Below are 23,017 nucleotides of genomic sequence, written 5' to 3'. Positions count from 1 at the left end.
CCGGGGCCGAGAGCCCTCGTCGGACAGTTCACTCAGCTATACATCATCGTTCACCCACCGACGCGGCGATGAGGAGTGAGATGAGCGTGCCCCTTCTCGGGGCCTCACCTCTCAAGGAGCCCACGACGTGACACGACTGTTCCGCTCCGCGAACCGCGGACGCTCCGCTCTGGCCCTCTCGGCCGCTGCTCTGGTCTGCGCCGCCGCCCTGGCCGCACCCGGCGCCGCCACTGCCGTCGGTGCCGCCGACCTCTCCGCCACCGGCGGAGCCGCCCGCATCTCCCCGGTCGACGCCGACCTCTCCGACTCGCTGCGCGCAGCGGTGGAGGAGCAGGACGCGAAGAACGTCATCCTCCTCATCGGGGACGGCATGGGCGATTCGGAGATCACCGTCGCCCGCAACTACCAGTACGGAGCGGCCGGCCGCTTCCCCGGGATCGACGCCCTGCCGATCACCGGCCAGTACACGACCTACTCGCTCTACCGCGCGGACGACCCGGCGACGGGCGCCGTCAAGGGCGCCCCGGACTACGTGCCCGACTCCGCCGCCACCGGCAGCGCCTGGGCCACCGGCACCAAGACCTACGACAACGCCATCTCGGTCGACATCGACCAGCAGCGCAAGGACACCCTCCTCGAGATCGCGAAGGCGAACGGCTTGAAGACCGGCAACGTCACCACCGCCGAGATCCAGGACGCCACCCCGGCCGTGCAGGCCGCCCACGTCGACGCCCGCAGCTGCTACGGACCCGACAGCGCGAGCTGCGGCGACGACGCGCTGGAGAACGGCGGACTCGGCTCGATCAGCGAGCAGATCCTCGACACCCGCGCCGACCTGACCCTCGGCGGAGGGTCGGCCAGCTTCGTGCAGGTCGCCCGCGCCGGCGACTGGAGCGGCGAGCCGCTGTTCCAGCAGGCCGCGGAGCGCGGCTTCCAGCTGCTCGGGGACGCCACGACTCCCGCCACCGCCGCGCAGCTCGACGCGCTGACCGTCGCCGACCAGGACGCGCCCGTGCTCGGACTGTTCAACTCCGGCAACCTGCCCGTGCGCTACGCACCCACCCCGGCGACGGTCGGCGGAGCGGACGCCGCCCCGCAGACCTGCGTCGCGAACCCCGACCGTCCGGCCGATCAGCCGACGCTCCGCTCCATGACCGAGAAGGCGATCTCCCTCCTCGACACCGGCGACAAGGGCTTCTTCCTCCAGGTCGAGGGCGCGAGCATCGACAAGCAGGACCACGCCGCGAACGCGTGCGGCCAGATCGGCGAGACCGTCGACCTCGACGAGGCCGTCCAGGCCGCGCTCGCGTTCGCCGAGGCGGACGGCAACACCCTCGTCATCGTCACCGCCGACCACGCCCACTCCAGCCAGATCGTCGACTCCACCCCGCCGACCTCGCTCAGCACCGCGCTGAAGACCGCCGACGGCAGCACCATGAAGGTGTCGTACGGCACCGCCGCCGAGGGCGGATCGCAGCAGCACACCGGAACGCAGCTGCGCATCGCCGCCTACGGGCCGGGCGCGGCGAACGTCGCCGGGCTCACCGACCAGACCGACACGTTCTTCACCATCACGAACGCGCTCGGAGTGGACCGCGACATCCGCTCGATGAGCTTCGGAGCCGCCGCCGAGCTCTCCGGCTCGTCGTTCGCCCCCGGAGCCGACGTCACTCTCACCGCGAGGGGCTTCAACGGAGACACGCAGCTGATCGGCTCCGCGCCCCTCTTCACGGACCGCACCGCGACCCGCGACCTCGCCGGCGGCGGCCTCACCGTCACGGCGAAGGCGCCCGCCACGCCCGGCGACTACAGCGTCACGGTGACCGGCGACCAGACCGGCAAGGCGATCACCCTGCCGTTCACCGTCACCGAGCGCCCGAAGTCGAGCACCCCCATCACCGACAAGGTCAAGGACATCGGCGGGAAGCTGATCGACAGGATCCGCCAGCACTGAGCACTCGTCGGCCCGGCTCCTCTCGAGGAGCGCGGGCCGGCGGAGTCGCAGGAAGGGCCGTCCCTCGGGGCGACCCTTCCTGCGTCGGGGGGGGTGTCGGCACGACCGGACCGGTGAGCCCGCCTCCGATCAGGACGCGCCGGCTCCCGGCGACCGGTCGCGATGCGGCACGGCCCCCGCGCGCTGCACGATCGAGCGGATCAGCGCTTCGAGCAGCAGCGCCGCCCGGCTCGCTGTCAGCGGAGTGGGCTGCCGATCCGACGAACCACTGCGACTCCCCTCGGAGGAACAGCCCGCTGCTCGAAAAGGTCCGGCTCATCAGAGGGAAGCGGGACTCGGCGGTCGGTGCGGTTGATGTAGAAATCGAATCCGCTGCCGTCGATCGTCCGCCGCGAGTGGAAGACGGCGCCGACCATCTCCGACGGGAGCTCGGAGGCCACTCCGGCGGCCTCGAGAAGTTCGGCGACGACATCGAGGAGGTCACCCCCTCGGAGACGGGTCGAGACGTAGGAGGCGCTGCCCGCTCCGGCCGCGCGCCGCGTCACCGCCGGCTCGCCGGCGTGCGGTCCTGTCGCGTAGCGGCGGACCACCCGCGTCTCAGGACTGCGGAGCTGGATCCCCTCGGTCCACAGGGATCCGCGCAGGTCACCCTCCAGCAGGACGTGCTCCTCCTCGAGGAGCGGGTGGAACTCCTCCACTCGGATGCCGAGGAGGTCGCGCAGAGCACCCGGGTAGCCGCCGGCGACGACGTGGTCGTTCTCGTCGGCGATCCCCGAGAAGTACGTGGTGATCAGGTTCCCGCCGCCCTCGACGTAGCCGGTCAGCTCGCGACCTGTCCGCCCGGAGACGAGGTAGAGCATCGGAGCGACGACGACGTCGTACGGGGTCAGGTCGGTGCCCGGGGTGATCACGTCCGCGCGGACGCCCGCGTCGGCGAGCGCGCGCCACCAGTCCAGCGCCTCGCGTCGGTAGCGCAGCAGCGTGCTGGGGTGCGATTCCAGCTCGCTCGCCCACCAGGAGTCCCAGTCGAACAGGACGGCGACCGGGGCCGCCTCGCGCCGGCTCCCCGCCACATCGTCCAGCCGGCGCAGCCGCTCCCCCAGCTGGACGACGTCGCGGAACAGCTGGCTGTCCTCGCCGGCGTGGGGCAGCATCGCGGAGTGGAACTTCTCCGCTCCGGCGACGGACTGCCGCCACTGGAAGTAGCAGACGGCGTCGGCGCCGTAGGCGACGTGGGTGAGGGCGTCGCGCGCCATCTCCCCCGGCTGCTTGGGCTGGTTGACCGGCTGCCAGTTCACCGCGCTGGTCGAGTGCTCCATCAGGAACCAGGGCGATCCCTGCGCGACGCCTGAGGTCAGCGCCGCTGAGAAGGCCAGCTCGTCGAAGGACTGCTCCCCGGCGAAGCGGTAGTGGTCGTTGGAGACGAAGTCGACCTCCCGCGCCCAGTCGTCGTAGGCGGCGTGGTTCTTGCCCTCCATGATCATGAAGTTGGTCGTGACCGGGATGTCGGGGGTGATCCGCCGCAGCACCTCGCGCTCGGCGACGAGGTACTCCTTCAGGGCGTCGGAGGAGAAGCGGAGGAAGTCCAGGCGCTGGGTCGGGTTCGGCAGGGCCGCCACCAGACGCGGAGTGAGCACCTCCTCGAACGAGCTGTAGCGCTGCGACCAGAACGCTGTCCCCCACGCCGCGTTGAGGCCGTCGATGCCGGTGTAGCGGCGCTCGAGCCAGGTGCGGAACGCCCGCGTGGCGTCCTCGGAGTGGTCCCAGGCGTTGTGGCAGCCGAGCTCGTTGCTGACATGCCAGGCGACGATCGCGGGGTGGTCCCGGTAGCGCTCGGCGATGCGCTCGACGAGCCCGAGGGCGTGCGCTCGGAAGACCGCCGAGGTGGGACGCCAGTGCTGCCGGCCCCCGGGCGAGAGGATCCTGCCGTCGGCGGTGACGGGGAGGATCTCCGGGTGGGCCAGCGTGAGCCAGGGCGGCGGGGAGGCGGTCGCCGTCGCCAGATCGACTCCGATGCCTCCGGCGTGCAGCAGGTCGAGGACCTCGTCGAGCCAGGCGAAGTCCCACTGGTCGGGGGCGGGCTGGATCTTCGCCCAGGAGAAGATGGCGACGGAGACGACGTCGACCCCGGCCTCCTGCATCAGCCGGACGTCCTCGGCCCAGACCTCGCGCGGCCACTGATCCGGGTTGTAGTCGGCGCCGAAGGAGATGCGCGGGGTGCGCTCCTCGCCGGTGCGGAGCCATCGGTCGTTCATGGGAGCCTCTCGTCGGTGTCCGGGCGCCGTGAAGACGGCGACCGCGGGTCGTGTGGGGTCGAGCGCGGGTCGAGCGCGGTCAGGCGGAGCGCTGGGAGAGCGGGGAGATGACGAGCTCGTCGATCCGCACGTGGCGGGGTGCGTCGACCACGAACATCGCCGAGCGGGCGATATCGGCGGGCGCGAGCATCACCGAGCGGGCCGCCGCGCCGGGGACCTCGGGCCGCTGGCGCAGGAAGTCGCTGTCGATGTCCCCGGGGCAGAGGAGTGTCGCGCGGACGCCCGAGTCCGCCTCCTGGTCGTTGAGGGTGCGGACGACCGGCGCGAGCGCCGTCTTCCCGGCGCTGTAGGCGACTCCGGCGCCGGGCGAGGGGCGCCAGCCCGCGATCGAGGAGACCACGACGATCACGCCGGATGCGGCGCGCAGTCCCGGAAGTGCGGCGTCGGCACTGCGGACGACGCCGAGGAGGTTGGTCTGCACGACGCTCGCGAACTCCGCCATCGACTGGTCCGCCCACGCCCGCCGCGGGGTGTTGGCACCGGCGGAGAGAATGACGGCGTCCAGGCGGTCGGTGCCGGTCGCGGCGGCGATCGCCTCGACGCGCTCACGGGCGTCGTCCGCGGCGACGTCGAACGGCAGCTCGAGGGCGGTGCCGCCTGCGGCGCGGACGAGTCCCGCCGTCTCGGACAGCTCGGGCGCCCTGCGCCCCGAGAGGGCGACGGTCCACCCCCGCTCCCCCAGGGCCGTCGCGCAGGCGCGCCCCACTCCGCTTCCGGCTCCTGTCACCCAGGCGACTCGCATCTCCGCGTCCATGAGATCTATAATAAGCAGACTTTTCAGAACGACGGGGGTAGGACATGCTGATGGATCTCACTGATCGGGTCGTCCTGGTGACGGGTGGCGGCCGGGGCATCGGGCGGGCGCTCGCTGAGCGGTTCGCCCTCGAGGGTGCGAAGGTGGCGGCGTTCGACGTCGCCTTCCCGGAGGGCGCGCCCGAGGGCGTCCTGCAGATCGAGGGCGACGTGACCGAGCCCGACTCCGTGGCGAGCGGCGTCGCTCGCGTCGCCGAGGAGTTCGGCGGTATCGATGTCCTGGTCAACAACGCGGGCATCAACGTCGAGGGCCGGGTGGAGGATCTCGATCTGGCCGCCTGGCGCCGCTGCTTCGACGTGAACGTCGGCGGCGTGTTCCTGATGTCGCAGGCGGTGCTTCCGCATGTGAAGGCCTCCGGTCATGGACGCATCCTCAACGCGGCCTCGTTCGCGGCGATCGTCCCCTCGGTGGGCGCGGCCGCCTACGGCGCATCGAAGGCGGCCGTCGTGCAGTTCAGCCGGGTGCTCGCCGGCGAGCTGGGGCCGTGGGGCGTCACGGTCAACGCCTACGCTCCCGGTATGATCCCGAGCGCCATGAACGGTTTCGAGACGATGCCCCAGGCGGCTCAGGACCGGCTGCTCGACACGCTGACCCTCCGCCGCTGGGGCACCGCCGACAGCATCGCCGATCTGCTCGTGTTCCTCGCGAGCGACGCCGCCGACTACATCACGGGCACGCTCATCGACGTGAGCGGCGGAAAGCTCGCCACGCAGCTCCCGCAGCGCGCCTACGAGGGAGTGGTCCCACCCCTCTCATGACTCATCAACGCTCCCTCGTCGACACCATCGGCACCGCCATCGTCGGCGGAGATCCGCCGACGGGCACGGTGCTGAACATCGAGACGCTCACCCGCGAGCACGGCGTCTCGCGGTCGGTGATCCGAGAGGCTCTGCGCATCCTCGAGACGCTCGGGATGATAGTCGCCCGCCAGCGGGTGGGGATCACCGTCCTCGGCCGCGAGCACTGGCAGCTCCTGGATCCGCGGGTCATCGCCTGGCGGTCGCACACGGACGACGCGCAGATCCAGCTCCGCGAGCTCATGCAGCTGCGCACCATCATCGAGCCGGCGGCGGCGGAGCTCGCCGCGGTCCAAGGCACGGAGGAGCAGCTGACCGCGATCGTCCGGGCCGCCGAGGAGATGACCGCGACCTACCGCGACCGGCGCGTCGCCGCGTTCACGCGGGCCGACCTCGACTTCCACTCGGCGATCGTCGTCGCGGCCTCGAGCTCCGTCCTCGCGCAGCTCTCCGACACCGTCCTCGCCGCCCTCCGGCTGCGCTACTCCGGCAGCGTGCCGGTGTTCGACGAGGAGGGCGAGCGGGCCCTGGCCATCCACGTCCGGCTCGCCGACGCGCTCACCGCACGCGACGCCGCAGCAGCGGTCGGCCTCACCCGTGCGCTCGTCGATCAGACCCGGGGCCGCCTGGAGGAGCCCGTGGAGCACCCGGACGACGCGGTCGCGGCGACGCCGGGAGGCGGCGCATGAGCTCCGCCGTCCCCGCCTACTGGGAGGCCGCGGTGTGCATCCCGCCCGTGTCGCATCACGCCGAGGGCCCGCTCTGGGACCCGCGCGGCGACACGCTGATATGGGTCGACCAGTACGCGGGACTCGTCCGCTCCGCGACCCCGGAGGGTACGAGCTTCCTGCTCCGCCCCCCGATCGCCTTCGACGGTCCCGTGGGCGCCGTCGTCGGAGACGTGCGCGGCGGCTGGCTCGTCGCGGCTGCGGACGGCCTGTGGTCCCTCTCCCCAGAGGGCACCGTCTCCCCCGTCGTCGACGTCCTTCCGCGCGACGGCGTGCACCGGCGCATGAACGACGGGAAGGTCGATCCGGCCGGCCGGTTCTGGTTCGGCACGATGGCGATGGACAAGCGCTCGGGCGCCGGCTCCCTCTACGCCCTCGACCAGGGCGTCGTCACGGAGGCGGTCCCCGAGGTCACGATCTCCAACGGTCTGGCCTGGTCCCCAGACGGCGGCACGATGCATTACATCGACACCCCGACCCACCGCATCGACCGGTATCTCACGGAGGGGTCCGCCCTCCGTCGTGACGGATCGCTCGATCTGTCGTCGCGGCCAGGGAGCCCGGACGGCATGACGATCGACGACGAGGGGGCGCTGTGGGTAGCGATGTGGGGTGCTTCGGCAGTGCATCGCTACGACCCCTCCGGCGAGCTGATCGGTGTCGTCCACGTCGACGCCCCGCAGGTCTCCAGCGTGACCTTCGGCGGACCCGATCTGGACACCCTGTTCATCACGACGTCCCGCGAGGACTACTCTCCCGCCGATGCCGCCGCGCACCCTCTCGCCGGAGCGCTGTTCCAGGTGCGGCCGGGAGTCCGCGGCACAGCGGCCGTCCTGTACCGGCCCTGATCGCTCCGCGCCGATCCTCTCCGGTCCCGCGGAGCGCGGCGGCTGTCGCGGGACAGTCGATCGCGCCCTCGACCACGCAGGAGAGCGCGGCGCGGGGAAGCCCCGCGCCGCGCTCTCGTATCGCTCAGCGACTCCGTATCACTTGTTGACGGAGAAGCCCTGCTGGTCGCCGTACTCGACGAGCTGGTCCTGCCAGTCCATCAGTCCGCTGCCGATGTCCTCGTGGTTGACGAAGGACTGACCGACGGTGTCCGGGAAGACGCTGTTGGCGTAGACCTGGAAGGGCAGGTACTGCCAGCCCGTGCTGACGGTGCGGGACGCTTCGACGAGGATCTCGTTGATCGCCTGCCCGCCGAAGTACTCGGGGGTCTGCGCCAGGAACTCGTCCGACTCGAGGTCGGCGACGGTCGCGGGGAAGCCGCCGGACTGGAGGAAGATGTCGATGCTCTCGTCGTCCGAGTTCAGCCACCGCACGAACGCCGCGGCCAGAGCCTTGTTCTCGCTCTGCTCGAGCACGACCTGTCCGCCGCCGCCGTTCTCCGAGTTGCCGCCCGTGCTGCCGCCGTCGGCGGTGGGCAGGGCTGCGGCGCGCCAGTCGCCCGCGGCCTCGGGCACGGAGGACTCCAGCACGCCGGGCATCCAGGCCCCGCTGAGGAGCGTGGCGATGGTGCCGTCGCCGAGTGCGCGGTACCACTCGTCGCTCCAGCTCGGGATGTCCGGCAAGAGCTCGCCCTCGGTCAGGCGGGACCAGTTCGCGGCGAAGGCCTGAGAGCCCTCGTCCTCGAGGTCGACGGAGATCGTCGTGCCGTCGTCCGCGACCTCGAACGGGCGGCCGCCGGCCTGCCAGATCATGCTCGTCGCGAAGCCGGGGTCGCTGGTGTCGCCGGCGATGTAGGCGTCGGGGTTCGCTGTGTGCAGCTTCTGTGCGGCGGCGTAGTACTCGTCCCAGGTAGTGGGGACCTCGATGCCGTACTGGTCGAAGACCGCCTGGTTGTAGAACATGGCCATGGGGCCGGAGTCCTGAGGCAGGCCGTACAGCCCGCCGCCGATGCTGACCGAGCTCCAGGGACCGGTACTGTACAGATCCTCGAGGTCGGCGAGGCCGTACGGAGTCAGGTCGACGAAGGAGTCGGCCAGCGCGAACTGCGGGATGGCGAAGTACTCGACCTGGGCGACGTCGGGCGCGCCGGAGCCGGCGGTGATCGCGTTCTGCAGCTGCGTGTACTCGGTCGTGCCGGTGCCGACGTTCACGACGTTCACATCGACGTTCGGGTAGGCCTTCTCGAACGCGGCGACCTGCGCCTCGGCGGACGGAGTCCATGTCCAGTAGGTCAGGGCGCCGCCCTCTTCGAGGGCCGCGTCCAGGTCGGCCGCATCGGCGTCCGAGTTCGTCGCGCCGCCGGCGGCGGAGCAGCCGGAGAGCACCAGGCCGAGGGTGAGCGCGGCGCCCGCCAGGGTGCCGAAGCGGCCGAGACGCCGCCTGCTGGTGGAGTGAGTCATGGGAGTTCCTTTCGAGTGACTTCGTTGTACGGGAAGGGAGGGGAGGAAGGAGGTGCGGAGGTTCACTGCTTGACGCTTCCGGCGGTCAGACCCGACTGCCAGTAGCGCTGCAGGAACAGGAACGCGATGACGATCGGGACGATCGTGAGCAGCGAGCCGGTGATCACGAGGTTGTAGATCGGCTGGGCTCCGACGCCGGTCGCCTGCGCGCTCCACTGGCTGAGGCCGACCGTGAGCGGATACCAGGTCGGCTCGCTGAGCATGATGAGCGGCAGGAAGTAGTTGTTCCAGGTGGCGACAACGGTGAGGAGGACGACCGTGACGATGCCCGGGGAGAGCAGTCGCAGCGAGATGGTGAAGAAAGTGCGGAACTCGCTCGACCCGTCCATGCGTGCCGCCTCGAGCAGCTCGGTCGGGACGGCCTCGGTGGCGAAGCTCCAGATGAGGTAGAGCGCGAAGGGGCTCACGAGCGAGGGCAGGATGACCGCCCAGGGCGTGTTCGTCAGTCCCACCTGGCTGAACATCAGGAAGGTCGGCACGGCCAGGGCGGTCCCGGGCACCGCCACCGCCCCGAGGATCAGGGCGAAGACGCCCCGCTTCCCGGGGAAGTCGAACTTGGCGAGTCCGTAGCCGGCGACCGTGGCGAGGAGTGTCGCTCCGCCCGCTCCGACGACGACGTAGAGCAGGGTGTTGGCGAACCACTGCAGGAACACGCCGTCGCGGTAGGTGAGTGTCTCGTAGATGTTCTGGAAGAGCGCGAACTCGCCGCCGAAGCCGAGGCCGAAGGTGGAGAGCAGATCGCTCTGGCTCTTGGTCGCGTTGATGAGGAGCCAGACCAGCGGGACCACTGAGTACACGACGAAGACGACCATCATGACGGCGAGCAGGATCGAGCGGCGCGGGCGTCGAGCGCGGGGGCTGGTGCGTGCGTAGGAGACGGTCATCTCAGCGCACCTCGGAGCGCTGTCCGCGCAGCTGCACGATGTAGGCGATAACGGCGGTCAGGAGCCCCATGACGATCGCCACCGTGGCCGAGTAGTTGTACTGCTGGCCTGCGAAGGAGAGGTTGTAGGCGTACATGTTCGGGGTGAAGTAGGTGGAGATCACGTTGGGGGCCAGCACTTTCAGGAGGTTCGGTTCGTTGAAGAGCTGGAAGCTGCCGATGATCGAGAAGATGGTGGCGATCACGACCGCGCTGCGGATGGCCGGCAGCTTGATGCTCCACACCACTCGCAGGCCGCCCGCTCCGTCGAGGTCCGCCGCCTCGTAGATGTCGGCGGGGATGACCTTCAGTGCCGCGTAGAAGATGAGCATGTTGTAGCCCAGGAACTCCCAGGTGACGATGTTGCCGATCGAGCCCAGCACCCACTCCGAGCTGAACGGCTGCAGGATCTCCGCGCCGAGCAGATCGTTGACGCTGCCCGTGAGGCCGAACTGGTTGCCGTAGAGGAAGCCCCAGATCAGTGCTGCCACGACGCCGGGAACCGCGTAGGGCAGGAACAGCAGGATCCGGAACGCGCCTCGGCCGACGAGGTGGGCGCTGTCGATGGCGAGAGCGACGACGAGGGAGAGCACCAGCATCACCGGGACCTGCACGACGAGGAACAGCGTGACGCGGCCCAGCGACTCCCAGAAGCGCGGGTCCTGCAGGAGGAGGACGTAGTTCTCCACTCCCACGAACGCGTTGCCGCCGACCAGCTGCTGGCGGAACAGGCTGAGGTAGATCGCGTAGACCACCGGCGCGACCAGGACCGCCAGGAACACGAGCATGAACGGGCCGATGAACCCCCAGCCCCGCCAGTCGCGGCGGGCGCGGCGGGCGCTCACCGGTCGGGCTGTCGTCAGAGACACCATCGTCGCTCCTCAGTCGTTGAGATTTTTGGTCACGTGACCATCTGGGTCCGGACTCTAGCATGGAGCCATGAGCAACGAGAAGGATCCCCGTGCGACGCCTCCTCCCGCGGCCCCGGTGCGCGCGGATGACCAGGATGTCTGAGGCGCACCGTCCCGGTGCGACGAGGCACAAGGGACCGTCTCAGAGCGACGTCGCCGAGCGGGCGGGGGTGTCGAAGCAGACGGTCTCGCGCGTCGCGAACGGGGCGCCCGAGGTCGACTCCTTCACCCGGGAGAAGGTCCTCCTGAGCATGACCGAGCTCGGCTACCGGCCCAATCGCGCGGCCCGCGCGCTCCGATCGGGCCGGTACCGGAACATCGGCGTGGTGCTCTCGACCCTCTCCTCGTTCGGCAACCGCCGAACCCTCGAGGCGATCTCCGCAGAGGCCAACCGGGCCGGGTACTCTCTCACGCTCATCACCGTGGACGTCTCCAGCCGGGACGAGACGAGCAACGCCTTCTCGGTGCTCGCCGACCAGGCCCTGGACGGCATCATCATCGTGCTCGAGCAGTTCCACTACCGAGACAACCCGGACGTGCACCTCCCGCCAGGCGTTCCCGTCGTCTCCCTGGACGCCAGCCGGGAGACCAGCCATCCCGTGGTCGACTCCGACCAGAGGCACGGCGCACTGCTCGCCACCCAGCATCTGCTCGACCTCGGGCACGACACGGTCTGGCACGTCAGCGGACCGAGCGACAGCTTCGCGGCTCTGCGACGGGAGGCCGCCTGGCGGGAGGCGCTGCGTGAGCGCGGCATCGAACCGCCGGCCACCCTCGCCGGCGACTGGTCGACCGGATCGGGGTACCGCGCCGGAGTCGCGCTGAGAGAGCGGGATGACGTCACCGCAGTGTTCGCCGCCAACGACCAGATGGCGCTAGGAGTCCTCCTCGCCTACCACGAGGCGGACATCCCCGTGCCCGGCCGGGTCAGCGTCGTGGGGTTCGATGACATCGAGGAGGCCGAGGCCTTCTGGCCCCCTCTGACGACGGTCCGCCAGAAATTGATGGAGGTCGGCCGTGTGAGCGTTCGGACACTCGTCGCGGTCATCGAGGGCCGCGAGGCGGTGGATGCTCGAACGACGGTCTCCACCGAACTGATCGTGCGGCGAAGCACGTCGTCCCCTCCTCCGCGAAATGGCAACGCGACCGATCATCGGGGTGGATGAAGCCGTCGGAGCGGCGATTCGAGGTCGACGGCAGGCGGCCGATCGGCGAGTGACGCGAGGTGAGCACACGGCTCATCCGAAGATCCGCGGTGCGGCTGGGTGTGGACCGAGACGAAGCGCTGGCTGGCGTGGACTCGCTGACCAGCGCGCGCCGTCCGGCTCGGCGGCGATCACGAGGGTGCAGCGGTTGGTCGAGGGGATGTGCACGAGCGCGAACCGACGCCCGTGCGAGAAGCTGCCGGTGGGCGGGGGCGTCCTGGTGATCTCCTGCCCGGACGCGGACAGCGACAGTGCGGATCGGCTCAGCATGCTCTCCGCCTGGGACGGCAGCGCGTCCGGATCCGCGGTGGGCGAACGCGGGTGAAGACGCTGAGGGGGGACGACCTGCGCGCCGTCGCCCGATCCCTCTGCTGCGCCGCCTGCGTCGGCGATCAGTCCGCGGCTGCTGCGCCGAGCGCCGCCTGCACCGCGCGGATGCTCGATCCGAGCACACCCGAGGTCAGGAGTCCCGGACCGAGCGGGCCGGACGGGTCCTCGCCGAGGAGCGGCAGGGTCCGCAGCGCCGCCCGCACCTGCCCGCTCATGTGCCCCAGCTGCCACCGGATCTCGGCCTCGCCGCCCTCCCGCGTCGAGGCCAGCCCGACCGCCTTCACTGCGTAGGCGGCGGCGCCGAGCGCGTGAGCTCCCATGTGGGCGACGCCGGACGCCTGTCCCGCCGACCGCGCCGCAGCCTTCGCCGCCGGAGAGATCGCCGACTGCGCCGCACGACCCGCGACGAAGCGGAGCCGGATCTCCCCTGCCGCGTCCGACTCGCCCCGCGAGAAGGCTCGGGCGCGGGCAATGCCGTCCCGTGCCCGGACGTCGTCGGGGGCCTCGGCCTCGAAGAGGGGGAGCACCCTCTCCGCGCAGTCGGCCGCCCACGCGGCGACGAGGCGACGATCGGCTTCGGACAACGACTGCGGGGACATGCCAGCACTCTCGCAGACGGCTCGAGCGTCCGTCCGTCCGGAGCCGCCCGTGGCCGCGGTCGTCGGGGCGGATGTGCCGGTAGCCCGCTCACCGGCGCCCGACCCGCGGAGGGGCTCGCGGCTAGAGCACGTCGGCGATCGCGGCGAACGTCCTCTCCGGGTCCTCGAGCTGCATGTCGTGGTGCACGCCCGGGAGCCGGCGCACCTGCCAGCCCCGCTGCTCGAGCCGCGCGGCCAGGGCGTCCGGCAGCACCGCCGGCGACTGGTCGGAGAGCACGATCGTCGACGGGACCGCCGGCGCCTCGACCGGGACCGGGTGGAAGGCGACGTCCCGGAACACGCCGACGGCCATCCGCGCGTCGAACCGCTTCTTCGCCTCGTCGAGGAGCGCGCGGGTCTCGGGGCTGTAGGCGGCGCGGACCGCGGCGCTCGCCCGCGCCTGTCCGAGCTGGGCGATGCCGAGCGACAGGAGCGGCGCCGCCCAGAACAGCCGTCCGGCCAGGCCGCTCGTCGGGAGTGACAGGGCGAACCCGGGATCGAGGTGGACGGCCCGGCCGGGCGCGAGTGCGGCGACGGCGCGCTGCAGCACCGCGCCGCCGAGCGAGTGGCCGACCACGCTGTCGAGTCCCGCCGGCAGCGACTCGACCAGATCGGCGGCCATGTCGTCGATCCGGTACGACTCGGCCCGCGGGCTCTCGCCGTGCCCGCGCAGATCGACGGCGGTGACGGTGTGACGGCCGGTCGCGACGAGCCGCTCGACGAGCGGCCCCCAGGTCGCCGCCGACCCGCCGAGACCGTGCACCAGCCCGACGTGTCGCGGTCCGGACCCGGTGGTGATCGTCTGCAGGAGCATCCCCTGATCCTGCCGGAGACGGCGCCTGAGGCGGAGGCGCCGGGCGGATGCGGAGCCTGCTGCTGCACCCTCTGCGTCGACGATCGCGCCACATCTCCTGCCATCGAGGTGTGCGCTCTTGACTCCGCCGATGAGCGCTGGGAGATTCTCCGGATGCGGTGGCACTCCGCCGTCCGCCCGAGCAGCCGGCCGAAGAGAGGACCTCCATGACAGCGACGAGCAGAGCCACGGGAACGGTCGGCCGGACCGCCGTCGTCTTCGGGGCGGCGGGTCTCGTCGTCGGGGCCGTCGTCGGCGGAGCCGCCGTCTTCGGAGCGGGGCTCCTCCTCGACGACTCGAGATCGAGGATCACGATCCGGGACGTCACCCGCGCGGAGCTGGACGGACTCGAGCGCGCTGCCGCTCCGAGCAGGGAGGCCTGCGGAGATCGTCGTGGGTGCGTGGAGGGCGTCGACGGGCCCGGGGCGTCGATCCACCGCTACCACTCCCTCGATCTCGCGCGGCAGGCGACGGTGTACAACACGAGGGACGTCTACCGGTCGGACCGGCTCGTCGTCGAGTTCGAACCGGATCTGGGCCCCGATGAGCGGCACGACCTGATCCAGGTGATCGAAGGGACCTGGACCGGGAGCAGCGACTGACGGGCGTGAAGCGAGCCGCCCGGACGGCGTCGACGAGCGACCGGAGGACCGGGCCGGTCGACTGCGCGCCCAGCGCCGATCCTCCCCCGGAATGCCCACCGGACAGGGGCCTCCGCAGGGGGTCCGCTCCGCTGCGGTCCGGGCCTACGCTCGCCCCATGCATCTCCGCACTGTCGCGATGAGGCCCGGCGCCGCCGCTCTCGGGCCGGTGGGCGCGCCGCCACGGACCGCGCTGGACGACGTGCTCGCCCACCTGGTCGCGGCGCTCGCGATCGGATCCGGCCTGCTGCTGGTACCGGTGGGCGTCGGCGGAGTGCCGCTGCTCGCCACGGGATCGGCTGGAGCGAGCGTCTTCGAGGCCTGGACGCTGCTCCGCACCACCGTGGCGCTGCAGGTCGGCATCGCCGTGCTCGCGATCGGTCTCGGCGCCGTGGCGCGGACGCGCGGACCCGCGGGAACCCGGGCGGAGCGCTGGTGCGTGGTCGCCGCGATGAGTGCCGCGATCGGCGTGCTGCTGCTGGTCGTGCCTCCGGTCTGAGGAGCCCCGGGGAGCGTCGCCCACCAGCCTGTCCGGGTCGCCGTGCGCGCCCGTGACCGGACCGTCACCTCGCGCCGCGCGGCGTGATCGGATCGTTGCAGGATCCGGCACCGGCTGAGGTTCCGCTTAGGACACACTCAGCGACAGGGGGCGAGCGTCCCCCGCTCATGGGGAAGCCGACCGCGATCAGCGGCTCGGAGGAAGCAGGAATCGTGCGCTCTGCGCGACGACGCCACGGCGTCACCGTCATCACCACTGCGGCACTGCTGGGGGCGCTCGCGTTCCCGTCCGTCGCTCTGGCCACCGAGGTCGTCCCGGACGCCGCCTCGAGTCCGGCACCGGCCGAGCCGGCTCCCACCGTGGAGCCGACCGCGACTCCGGAGCCCACGGCGACGCCGCAACCGGCCTCGACTCCCGTGCCCACTCCGGCTCCGACCATCGCGCCCGTCGAGAGCGCGCAGTCGCCCCTGGCGATCGCCCTCGACCGCACCACCTACGAAGCGGGCTCGGCGTTCTCCGCGATCCCGTCGGCGGAGGGCTGGGCCGGCGGCCTGGACGTGTCCGGGACCGGTTTCCAGCCCGGCACCGTCGCCGTCGTCGTGCTCCGCGACGGCGACTCGGAGGAGGCCGTCACCACCAGCGTGATCACCGCCTCCGGCGAGCTCCGCCTCCAGGACTGGCTCCCCGCCGACGCGGACGGCGTCGCGGTGGACCCCCACCTCCCGCTCCCCGGTGAGACGATCTCCGTCGTCGCGGAGGGACTCGACGCCTCGGGCGCCACTGTCGCCTCCGATGCCGTCGAGCTGACCGTGACGCAGCCCGACACGAGCGTCGTCTTCCAGAACCGGGAGGACGGCGGGGTGCTCCCGGCCGGTGCGGACATCCAGGTCGGAGAGTTCCGGATCTACGGCGTCGTCGCCTCGTTCCGCGGATTCGACCGCGGCGAGGACGTGTCCGTCACGCTCACCGCGCCCGACGGCAGCACCTCCGCCCTCGTGCCCCCCGCGCCGACCCCGCTCTCGGGCGAGGCCTTCGTCCTGCTCGACGCCGACACCATGGCGGACCAGCTGGGCACCTTCACCGTCACCGCCACGGGAGAGACCAGCGGACGCTCCGTGACGTCGTCGCTCGAGCAGGTCCCCTCGCGCACCGCGATCCGGATCTGGCCCCAGGGGGCTCCGCCCGAGCCCGCCCCGGCGGACGGACAGCCCACCAGCGGTGGCGCTCTCCTCGGCTTCGGCGCGGACGAGACCGTCTCGATCGGCGTCTTCTCGACCTCGGGTGCGCGCCAGACGCTCACGGGCGGCGGCTCGAGCCTCGAGGTCGGCGTCGACGCGCTCGGCTGGAGCCTGATCTCCCTCGGCCAGTACCCGCTGCAGGACCCGGCGAGCGAGATCTACTGCGTCATCGCCCGCGGCACGTCGAGCGGTCTCGTGGCGAGCACCTCCTACGACTACACGCTGACGGAGGAGGACCCGATCGCCGGAGAGGCCGACTGCTCCGCCGCGGTCGCCGCGGTCACGGCGCACCCTGCCGGCGCCGGGCCCGCAGGGCACCCGGCCGGCTCCGGACCCGCTGCGCAGACGGGCGGCCACCGCCCCGTCCTCGCCTCGACCGGCGTCTCGACGACCGCGCCGCTCGCCCTGGCCGCCCTCGGCGTCCTCGGCGGTCTCGCCCTGACGATGCTCCGCCGCCGCCGCGCGTAGACGGCCGCGCACCACGCACGACGAAGGCGCCCGGGCACACCGCCCGGGCGCCTTCGTCGTCGCGAGACCTGTGGGGTCAGTCGGACGGCACCGCGCAGGTCTCCTCCGCCGCGGTCTGGCCCGGAGCGTCGACGGCGACGGGAGCGGGATCCGTCGGAGCCGCGCCGCCCTCCGCGGGCGTCTCCGCCGCGGGCGCCTCCTCCGCCGGAGCGTCGGACGCGAGGGTCACCGGCTGGTCGTTGAGGACGCGGTTCATGAGCTCGGCGCCGACCTCGGCGTTCGGCACGACCTTGCCCGGATAGTCCGGGTCGTCGAGCGCCGGGTACTGCACGAACACCATCTTCGAGAGGTCGACGTCCTTCAGTGCGAGGGCGAGCGAGATCATCGTCGCCGGGCTCGTGAGCGACGTCGACAGGTGCACGTTCGACGAGGTCGCCTGCGCGAGTCCGTAGAGGGCGGGGATGTTCGAGAGGGTGTCGGCCGAGCGGACGGTGCGCATCAGCGAGGCCAGGTACTGCTGCTGCGACGAGATGCGGCTGAGGTCGCTCTGGTCGCCGACGCCGTGGCGGCTGCGGAGGAACGAGAGGGCCATCGACCCGGAGACGGTGGAGGTGCCGGCGGGCAGGTCGAGGCCCGAGTCGGTGTCGAGGATCGGACCCGTGAGGCAGATCGGGACGCCGCCGACGGCGTTGCTCATCTCGATGACGCCGTTGAAGGACACCCAGCCGGCGTAGGGCACCGTCAGGCCGGTGAACTGCTGCAGGGTGTCGTTGACGCAGGCGAGCCCGCCGTACTGGAACGCGGAGTTGAGCGGGACGCCGGCGGCGGCCTCGGTGACGACGCCCGTCTCGGGGTCGGTGCACGCGGGACGGTCCAGGATCAGGTCGCGCGGGAAGCTGATCACCGTCGCGCTGCGGTGGTCGGCCGAGACGTGGAGCAGGATGTTGACGTCGTTGAGCGTGTCGTCGCGGACGCCGAACGTGTCGCCCTGCGTGGCGTCGTTGTCGGTGCCGACCACCAGGACGTCGAAGCCGCCCTCGACCGCGCCCATCTGCACGTTCCCGGCGGTGGGAGGAGCGACGCCCAGATCGACCGCGTTGTCGGCGACGTTCCGGCTGATGCTCACCGTCGCGATCGCCACGAGCGAGGTGGCGCTGACGGCGAGGACGCCGACCACCGCCGCGATCCCGACCACCACTGTCCGCACCCCGGACCGCCGCCGGAGCCGCCCGTGCCGCACCGCGCGCTCGTGAACCCTCATGCGCTCCCACCCCTCGCCCCGCCCGCCCGTCCGCGGACGCAGTCGCTCGCCAGTGTAGGCAGGCCCCCTCCGATGCGGCGCGGAACGGCCCTGCTACCGTCGTGCGCGCATCGAGGAGCGGAGGAGGAGCCGTGCAACACCGAGTCGTCGATCCCGTCACGCAGATCGAGTGGATCGTCCCGCCGTTCGCGACCGAGGAGGACACCCTCGCCCGCGCGCGGGCCGATCGGGAGGGGCGGCTCGCCGACCTCCGCCTGTACCCGGACCACTGCGCGGAGTATCCGCTCTGGGCGGTCGACGGCCCGATCGACGATCCGGGTGCGATCGGCGTCCCGGAGGCCCTGCACGCACCGCTGCTCCGCTGGCAGGAGCTCTGGGCGTCCGGATGCGACGTGTTCGAGGGCTGGAGGAGCGCCGAGGCGGAGGAGCGCTGGCTCGCCCTCGGCCGGGAGCTGCACACCGAGCTCGAGGCCGCCCTCTGGCTGACGACCCGGGTGCTCGCCTGCTTCTGAGGGCTGCTGCCCCGGCATCCGCGGAAGAGCCGCCGCCGCAACCCGTCCCCGGACCGGCCCCCGCGTGCCTACCCTGGACGGTGCGCTCTCCTCGTCTTCTGCAGCAGGTCGTCGGCAAGCTCGGCGGGCAGCGGCCCGCGGCCCCGGTGAGCCGTCGAGCGCAGCGCGCGCTCCTCGCCGAGCAGACGGTCCGCGGGGTGCTCGAGTTGGCCGTGCGGCTGGGCGAGACGCTGCTCTCGCTGGGGTCCGCGGCCGCCGAGGTGACCGAGACGATCCAGCGGGTGTGCCGCGCCTACGGCATCGAGTGCCAGGTCGACCTCACCTTCACGTCGATCCTGGTCGTGCACGACGGAGGCGACGACTCCCCCAGCGTGAGCGTGCTGCGCGTCGTCCCCTCCCGCAGCGCCGACTACGAGCGGCTCGCCCGCGTGACGGCGCTCGTCACCGCCATCACCGAGGGCTCGCCGGAGGTGCGGGTCGCCGACGCCGTCGACTCCGCCGAGGCCCGCGAGGAGGCCCGCCACCAGTTCGAGGCCGCGCACGACCGGCTCGACGCGATCCTCGTCCAGCCGCACCGCTACCGCCGCGGAGTCGTCACCCTCACGCTCGCGCTGATGGCCGCGGGCGTCGCGCTCCTGCTCGGGGGCGGACCCCTCGTCGTGCTCCTCGCCGCCGCGACGGCCGCCGCGATCGACCTGGTCAACCAGCTGCTCGCCCGCTGGGGCCTGCCCGCCTTCTTCCAGCAGATCGCGGGCGCCGCGCTGGCGACCGGAGTGGCGGTGGTGCTGCTCGCGGTCGTGCCGCGGCTGCCCGTGGAGCTGGCGGTGCTGCCGCCCGCGCTCGTCGTCGCGTCGGGGGTGGTCGTGCTCCTCGCCGGGCTCTCGTTCGTGGGAGCGGCGGACGACGCGATCAACGGGTTCCCGATCACGGCGGGCGGCCGGCTGCTCGAGGTCGGGCTGCTGACGCTGGGCATCGTCGTCGGGATCGCCGTGGTGCTCGACGGCGCGCGGTCGCTCGGGGTCGAGCTGGTGCTGGTCGACTCCTACGCCCGCCCCTGGCCGGCCGCCGTGCAGGTGCTCGGTGCCGGGGTCGCGGCGGGCGCCTGGGCGCTCTCGTCGCACACCCCGCCACGGCCCGCGCTCATCGCCGCTCTCACCGGAGCCGGCGCGTTCCTCGTCTCCGACTCGCTGACCACCTCGGGCTTCGCGCCGCTCATGGCCAACGCCCTCCCGGCGCTGGCGATCGGCCTGCTCGGCGAGATGCTGGCCGAGCGGATGCGGGTGCCCGCCGTGGTGACGACCGCGTGCGCGATCGTCCCCCTCCTGCCCGGCCTCACCCTCTACCGCGGCGTCCTCGGCCTCACCTCGAACGCCGGCCCGAGCGCCGGGATCGAGCTCCTGCTCCAGGCGGGCATGATCGCGCTGGGCCTCGCCGGCGGAGTCACGCTCGGCCGGATCGCCTACCGCCGCCTGCGCACCCCGATCGTGCGGGCGGTGGCGCCGGTCCGCGCCCGGACCCGCCGGGACCGCGGGATCGAGCAGGCCCTCGCCGCCGACGTCCTCTACCCCGACGGCGCCGAGGCCGGGCAGGCGGACACCGCGCAGGACGCCACGGCGCCGGGCAGCGGATCCGGCCCCACGGCGTCCGACCCGTCGGCGCCGGCCGCGGTCGTCCCCGCACCGCTGCCCGACGAGTCGGCGCCGGCCGCCGAGGAGCCGTTCACCCGCACCGGGATCGTCCCGATCGTCAGCACGATCGGCGTGACGGAGCCGGTGCCGATCGTCACCGAGGAGGATCCGGCCGACCGGGGCTGACGACAGGGCGGCTCCCTCGGCCGGCTCCTCGCCGCAGAGGGAGGCGCCGCGCCGGTCAGTCCGCGCCGCCCCGCACGACCGCGGTCCGGCGGGTGTCGATCACGATCACCGAGCCGAGCACGATCAGGGCGAGCGACACCGAGGCGAGCGTGTCGGTCAGCCAGTGGTAGCCGAGGTAGAGCCGGGCGACGATCTGGCCGGCGATCATCCCGAGCGAGAGCGCGAAGCCCCCGATCATCCAGCTCCGGGAGGAGCGGCGGGAGGCGAGGAGGAACGTGGTGATCAGGAAGAAGTCGCTCACGCCGGTGACGTGGCCGGAGGGGAACGAGAAGGTCCCGTCGGGCCCGAGCAGCATGTACTCGATCGGCGGGCGCATCCGCATCACGAGGTGAGCGGCCAGCTGCACGCTGAGCATCCCGACGAGCATGCCGCCGGCCAGGAGGATCGGCCGCCAGAGGTGCCGCGCGAGGACGAACCAGAGCACGAGCACCGCCAGGATGATGACCGGCAGGTAGACCGGCCCGAAGACGGTGGCGAGCGCGTCCATCACGACCGTGCCCTCGGCGGAGCGCTTCTCGCGGAACCACTCGGCGACGACCGGATCGAGGACGGTGAGGCCGGTGCCGCTCGCGACCTGCGCGGTGAAGGCCGCGAAGAGGACGATGCCGACGCCGATGAGGCCGAAGCCGGCCCGGTCGAGGCCGCGGCGCGCCTCCGGGGCCATCACGCGCTCCTCCACGAGGAACCGCTGGTGGAAGCGGGCGCGGCGCGAGAGGGCGGGGGTGCTCATCCGCTCACCCTAGGGCGGCGGAGGCGCCGCCGACCGGGCCGTTCGCTCAGCGTCCTGCCGCGTAGTGCGTCTGGATCTGCTCCGGCGTGAGGACCGTCGAGTACACCGCGGCGTAGCGCAGGCTCCCGCCGAAATACGAGGAGCCGACGTTCGGCCACTGGCCGCCGAGGCTGTCGTACCCGATCTTCCAGGTGCCCGTCGTGTTCTCGGCCGTGCGGTACGTGCTGTTCGAGGCGACCTTCACGCCGTCGACCCAGAGCGCGATGCCCGCTGTCGGCGAGAGCGTGGAGACGACGTGGTGCCAGAGTCCGTCGTTGACGGCTCGGGTGCTCGTGATGGTCTGCGCGGCGCCGTTGTAGACGCCGAAGACGAGCTTGCCGTCGGCACCGATGTAGGTGTGGCGGTCGTACTGACCGCCGGGAGCGGTGGCTCCCGCGCTGAAGCTGAAGAGCTTGCCGCCCGCGTTCGTGGTCTTGAACCAGATCTCGGTGCTGAAGGTGCCGGGGTTCCTGATCTCCAGCGGCGTGCTCAGGTACTGGTTGGTGCCGTTCGGCATCCAGGAGCCGCCCGCGTCGCGCGGGCAGGCCTTGGGCGTCGCGGCGGAGCTGACCATCGCGGTCGGGAAGAGGCTGGTGGAGCGGTAGGTGCCCGGGTACTGGCCGGAGTCCGTGTCGGGCGCGGTCGTCGATCCGCTCGGCTGCGCGAGCGTGTAGGCGAAGAGCGCGGCCCCGCGGTCGGCGGCGAGGGCGCCGTCGCAGGTGAAGAACGCGGCGGCGCTGCCGACCGTGTTGGTCGAGTTCAGGATCGACGCGGTGTACGCGCCGGAGGTGGCAGGGGCGGTGAGCAGCACGGCGGCCAGGGCGGCGGTGGCGAGGGCGGCGACGACAGACATCGGGCGGGCGAGGAGGGTGCGCAGCCGCGCGGCCGGCGAGGCGGCGGAGAGGCGGTGCCGGCTCAAGCCGTCTCCTCCTCGCGGGCGGCGCGGCGGCCGCGCTCGGCGGTCCGCTCCGGCTCGCCGGGGAGGCCGACGAAGACCGTGTAGAGCACCGGGATCGCGCAGAGCAGGACGAAGAGGACCCAGCCCCAGAACGGCAGGTGCAGAGCGGAGGAGAGGGCGTAGGCGTCTCCGTCGTGCGCCGGGATCTGCAGGCGGCCGACCTGTCCGGAGACCAGGTCGACGGGGTCGGCTCCCTCGGCGCTCACGCGGATGGGGAGGACGCCCGTCGAGACGAGCGTGGCGTTCGTCGTGCCGCTGTCGACCGTGGCCTCGAGGACGACGATGCCGACCAGCGGGCGGAGCACGAAGACGGTGACGGACGCGACGAGCGAGAGGCCGAGGATCCGCATCGACGCCCGCTGGGTGGGCGAGGCGATGAAGCGGGTGAGCAGCTGCACGAGGACGGCGCCGATGATCAGCAGCGGCAGACCGCGCACGAGCCAGCCGAGCACCGGCAGCGCCGTGGTGACGACTCCGATGAGCTGGTCCTGGCCGGTGGCCCACGGATCGACGGCTCCGTTGATGTCGCCCTGGGTGCGGAGCGTGCCGTCGTCCGCGATCTCGACGACGCGGTGGGTGTAGGTCTCGTCGGGCGTGGTGGTGGGGTGGAAGCTGACCGCGTCGCCGACCCGGACGTCCTCGAGGGCCGTCGGCTCGGTGAGGACGAGGGTGCCGACCGGGGCGGCCGTGCCCATGGAGGGCGTCTGCACGATGAACCAGCGTCCGCCGGACGCGTGGAAAAGGAGCGCCGCCGCGACCAGGACGGCCAGCAGAGCGGTCGTCGTCCCGATCAGGGCGGTGCGGAGGAGGGACCGGCGGGGGCGGTCGGAGACGAGGAACGCGCCGGCTCCGGTGAGAGCGGCGATGAGCGCGGGCCGTGGCGGGGTGTGCGACGAGAGCGCCCAGGCGCCCGCCGCGACCC

Annotated in this window: 21 protein-coding genes; 10 read left to right on the top strand and 11 right to left on the bottom strand. The window is 72.1% G+C overall.

From position 1 onward, the window contains the following. Window positions 1-127 precede the first annotated feature (127 nt). Window positions 128-1,954, top strand: coding sequence for an alkaline phosphatase (gene phoA / locus C5C59_RS04945; RefSeq protein WP_258062590.1), 1,827 nt, complete (start codon window positions 128-130; stop codon window positions 1,952-1,954). A 236-nt stretch (window positions 1,955-2,190) separates the two neighbouring features. Here phoA and C5C59_RS04940 read toward each other — a convergent pair whose 3' ends face one another. Then, complete coding sequence (locus tag C5C59_RS04940; protein WP_104238879.1) at window positions 2,191-4,209, bottom strand: beta-galactosidase; 2,019 nt, start codon at window positions 4,207-4,209, stop codon at window positions 2,191-2,193. Window positions 4,210-4,288: 79 nt separating this feature from the next. Then, window positions 4,289-5,023 carry an SDR family oxidoreductase gene (locus C5C59_RS04935; protein ID WP_104223304.1) on the bottom strand — a complete coding sequence of 245 codons (735 nt, stop codon included), beginning with the start codon at window positions 5,021-5,023 and terminating at the stop codon, window positions 4,289-4,291. 50 nt (window positions 5,024-5,073) lie between these two features. On the opposite strand from C5C59_RS04935, the gene C5C59_RS04930 reads away from it, so the two are divergent. Genes C5C59_RS04930 through C5C59_RS04920 form a run of 3 tightly spaced genes read left to right on the top strand, consistent with a single transcriptional unit; the run spans window position 5,074 to window position 7,456 of the window. Then, window positions 5,074-5,841 carry an SDR family NAD(P)-dependent oxidoreductase gene (locus tag C5C59_RS04930; protein ID WP_308470720.1) on the top strand — a complete coding sequence of 256 codons (768 nt, stop codon included), beginning with the start codon at window positions 5,074-5,076 and terminating at the stop codon, window positions 5,839-5,841. Further along, a complete protein-coding gene (locus C5C59_RS04925) occupies window positions 5,838-6,569 on the top strand; it encodes a FadR/GntR family transcriptional regulator (RefSeq protein ID WP_104238877.1) in 732 nt (243 codons plus the stop codon). The genes C5C59_RS04930 and C5C59_RS04925 overlap by 4 nt, the downstream gene beginning before the upstream one ends. After that, entirely contained in the window at window positions 6,566-7,456 is an 891-nt protein-coding gene (locus C5C59_RS04920) for an SMP-30/gluconolactonase/LRE family protein (RefSeq protein WP_104238876.1), read from the top strand. Before C5C59_RS04925 ends, C5C59_RS04920 begins: the two co-directional genes overlap by 4 nt. Before the next feature lie 138 nt (window positions 7,457-7,594). Here the strand turns inward: C5C59_RS04920 and C5C59_RS04915 are convergent, their stop codons facing one another. The 3 genes from C5C59_RS04915 to C5C59_RS04905 all read right to left on the bottom strand — a co-directional run bounded on the left by C5C59_RS04915 (window position 7,595) and on the right by C5C59_RS04905 (window position 10,810). Continuing rightward, the gene (locus C5C59_RS04915) at window positions 7,595-8,956 is read right to left on the bottom strand and encodes an ABC transporter substrate-binding protein (RefSeq protein WP_104233995.1); all 1,362 of its coding nucleotides are present in this window, start codon (window positions 8,954-8,956) and stop codon (window positions 7,595-7,597) included. Window positions 8,957-9,018: 62 nt separating this feature from the next. Further along, window positions 9,019-9,900 carry a carbohydrate ABC transporter permease gene (locus C5C59_RS04910; RefSeq protein ID WP_104223309.1) on the bottom strand — a complete coding sequence of 294 codons (882 nt, stop codon included), beginning with the start codon at window positions 9,898-9,900 and terminating at the stop codon, window positions 9,019-9,021. A gap of 1 nt (window position 9,901) precedes the next feature. Then, window positions 9,902-10,810: a carbohydrate ABC transporter permease gene (locus C5C59_RS04905; RefSeq protein WP_104238875.1), complete on the bottom strand. Its 909-nt coding sequence runs from the start codon at window positions 10,808-10,810 to the stop codon at window positions 9,902-9,904. Window positions 10,811-10,935: 125 nt separating this feature from the next. On the opposite strand from C5C59_RS04905, the gene C5C59_RS04900 reads away from it, so the two are divergent. Then, entirely contained in the window at window positions 10,936-12,015 is a 1,080-nt protein-coding gene (locus C5C59_RS04900; RefSeq protein ID WP_308470719.1) for a LacI family DNA-binding transcriptional regulator, read from the top strand. Between the two features lie 431 nt (window positions 12,016-12,446). On the opposite strand, the gene C5C59_RS04890 is transcribed toward C5C59_RS04900, so the two are convergent. Both C5C59_RS04890 and C5C59_RS04885 read right to left on the bottom strand, forming a co-directional pair. Next, window positions 12,447-12,983, bottom strand: a complete 537-nt coding sequence (locus C5C59_RS04890; RefSeq protein WP_104238872.1) for a putative immunity protein — start codon at window positions 12,981-12,983, stop codon at window positions 12,447-12,449. Window positions 12,984-13,104: 121 nt separating this feature from the next. Further along, window positions 13,105-13,836 (bottom strand): alpha/beta fold hydrolase, encoded by a 732-nt coding sequence (locus C5C59_RS04885; protein ID WP_104238871.1) that lies wholly within the window; start codon window positions 13,834-13,836, stop codon window positions 13,105-13,107. Between the two features lie 206 nt (window positions 13,837-14,042). On the opposite strand from C5C59_RS04885, the gene C5C59_RS04880 reads away from it, so the two are divergent. The 3 genes from C5C59_RS04880 (at window position 14,043) to C5C59_RS04870 (ending at window position 16,721) form a co-directional block, all read left to right on the top strand. Further along, on the top strand, window positions 14,043-14,477 hold the full coding sequence (locus tag C5C59_RS04880; protein WP_104226555.1) for a hypothetical protein: 435 nt from the start codon (window positions 14,043-14,045) through the stop codon (window positions 14,475-14,477). A gap of 157 nt (window positions 14,478-14,634) precedes the next feature. Further along, a complete protein-coding gene (locus C5C59_RS04875) occupies window positions 14,635-15,015 on the top strand; it encodes a hypothetical protein (RefSeq protein ID WP_146082847.1) in 381 nt (126 codons plus the stop codon). Window positions 15,016-15,182: 167 nt separating this feature from the next. Then, window positions 15,183-16,721: a hypothetical protein gene (locus C5C59_RS04870; RefSeq protein WP_104238869.1), complete on the top strand. Its 1,539-nt coding sequence runs from the start codon at window positions 15,183-15,185 to the stop codon at window positions 16,719-16,721. Window positions 16,722-16,797: 76 nt separating this feature from the next. Here C5C59_RS04870 and C5C59_RS04865 read toward each other — a convergent pair whose 3' ends face one another. Further along, window positions 16,798-17,982 (bottom strand): LCP family protein, encoded by a 1,185-nt coding sequence (locus tag C5C59_RS04865; protein WP_104238868.1) that lies wholly within the window; start codon window positions 17,980-17,982, stop codon window positions 16,798-16,800. A 131-nt stretch (window positions 17,983-18,113) separates the two neighbouring features. Here C5C59_RS04865 and C5C59_RS17165 point away from each other — a divergent pair, with 131 nt between their 5' ends. Both C5C59_RS17165 and C5C59_RS04860 read left to right on the top strand, forming a co-directional pair. Further along, on the top strand, window positions 18,114-18,494 hold the full coding sequence (locus C5C59_RS17165) for a hypothetical protein (RefSeq protein WP_181134821.1): 381 nt from the start codon (window positions 18,114-18,116) through the stop codon (window positions 18,492-18,494). Between the two features lie 80 nt (window positions 18,495-18,574). Beyond that, window positions 18,575-20,308, top strand: coding sequence for a threonine/serine exporter ThrE family protein (locus tag C5C59_RS04860; RefSeq protein WP_181134820.1), 1,734 nt, complete (start codon window positions 18,575-18,577; stop codon window positions 20,306-20,308). 55 nt (window positions 20,309-20,363) lie between these two features. Here the strand turns inward: C5C59_RS04860 and C5C59_RS04855 are convergent, their stop codons facing one another. The 3 genes from C5C59_RS04855 to C5C59_RS17160 all read right to left on the bottom strand — a co-directional run. Beyond that, complete coding sequence (locus tag C5C59_RS04855; protein WP_104239674.1) at window positions 20,364-21,098, bottom strand: phosphatase PAP2 family protein; 735 nt, start codon at window positions 21,096-21,098, stop codon at window positions 20,364-20,366. Window positions 21,099-21,144: 46 nt separating this feature from the next. Next, window positions 21,145-22,056, bottom strand: coding sequence for a LamG domain-containing protein (locus C5C59_RS04850; protein WP_258062587.1), 912 nt, complete (start codon window positions 22,054-22,056; stop codon window positions 21,145-21,147). Continuing rightward, on the bottom strand, window positions 22,053-23,017 hold a 965-nt coding region (locus tag C5C59_RS17160), incomplete at its 5' end, for a S26 family signal peptidase (protein WP_104251230.1). The genes C5C59_RS04850 and C5C59_RS17160, both read right to left, overlap by 4 nt.

It is taken from the genome of Rathayibacter sp. AY1F4 (assembly GCF_002931775.1).
GTDB lineage: Bacteria > Actinomycetota > Actinomycetes > Actinomycetales > Microbacteriaceae > Rathayibacter.
This window is presented reverse-complemented; position numbering and strand designations above follow the sequence as displayed.

Coding starts and splice junctions, on each gene's coding strand:
- C5C59_RS04940 (WP_104238879.1), bottom strand. CDS start 4,209: ATGAACGACCGATGGCTCCGCACCGGCGAGGAGCGCACCCCGCGCATC.
- C5C59_RS04935 (WP_104223304.1), bottom strand. CDS start 5,023: ATGGACGCGGAGATGCGAGTCGCCTGGGTGACAGGAGCCGGAAGCGGA.
- C5C59_RS04930 (WP_308470720.1), top strand. CDS start 5,074: ATGGATCTCACTGATCGGGTCGTCCTGGTGACGGGTGGCGGCCGGGGC.
- C5C59_RS04925 (WP_104238877.1), top strand. CDS start 5,838: ATGACTCATCAACGCTCCCTCGTCGACACCATCGGCACCGCCATCGTC.
- C5C59_RS04920 (WP_104238876.1), top strand. CDS start 6,566: ATGAGCTCCGCCGTCCCCGCCTACTGGGAGGCCGCGGTGTGCATCCCG.
- C5C59_RS04915 (WP_104233995.1), bottom strand. CDS start 8,956: ATGACTCACTCCACCAGCAGGCGGCGTCTCGGCCGCTTCGGCACCCTG.
- C5C59_RS04910 (WP_104223309.1), bottom strand. CDS start 9,900: ATGACCGTCTCCTACGCACGCACCAGCCCCCGCGCTCGACGCCCGCGC.
- C5C59_RS04905 (WP_104238875.1), bottom strand. CDS start 10,810: ATGGTGTCTCTGACGACAGCCCGACCGGTGAGCGCCCGCCGCGCCCGC.
- C5C59_RS04900 (WP_308470719.1), top strand. CDS start 10,936: ATGACCAGGATGTCTGAGGCGCACCGTCCCGGTGCGACGAGGCACAAG.
- C5C59_RS04890 (WP_104238872.1), bottom strand. CDS start 12,983: ATGTCCCCGCAGTCGTTGTCCGAAGCCGATCGTCGCCTCGTCGCCGCG.
- C5C59_RS04885 (WP_104238871.1), bottom strand. CDS start 13,836: ATGCTCCTGCAGACGATCACCACCGGGTCCGGACCGCGACACGTCGGG.
- C5C59_RS04880 (WP_104226555.1), top strand. CDS start 14,043: ATGACAGCGACGAGCAGAGCCACGGGAACGGTCGGCCGGACCGCCGTC.
- C5C59_RS04875 (WP_146082847.1), top strand. CDS start 14,635: ATGCATCTCCGCACTGTCGCGATGAGGCCCGGCGCCGCCGCTCTCGGG.
- C5C59_RS04870 (WP_104238869.1), top strand. CDS start 15,183: ATGGGGAAGCCGACCGCGATCAGCGGCTCGGAGGAAGCAGGAATCGTG.
- C5C59_RS04865 (WP_104238868.1), bottom strand. CDS start 17,982: ATGAGGGTTCACGAGCGCGCGGTGCGGCACGGGCGGCTCCGGCGGCGG.
- C5C59_RS04855 (WP_104239674.1), bottom strand. CDS start 21,098: ATGAGCACCCCCGCCCTCTCGCGCCGCGCCCGCTTCCACCAGCGGTTC.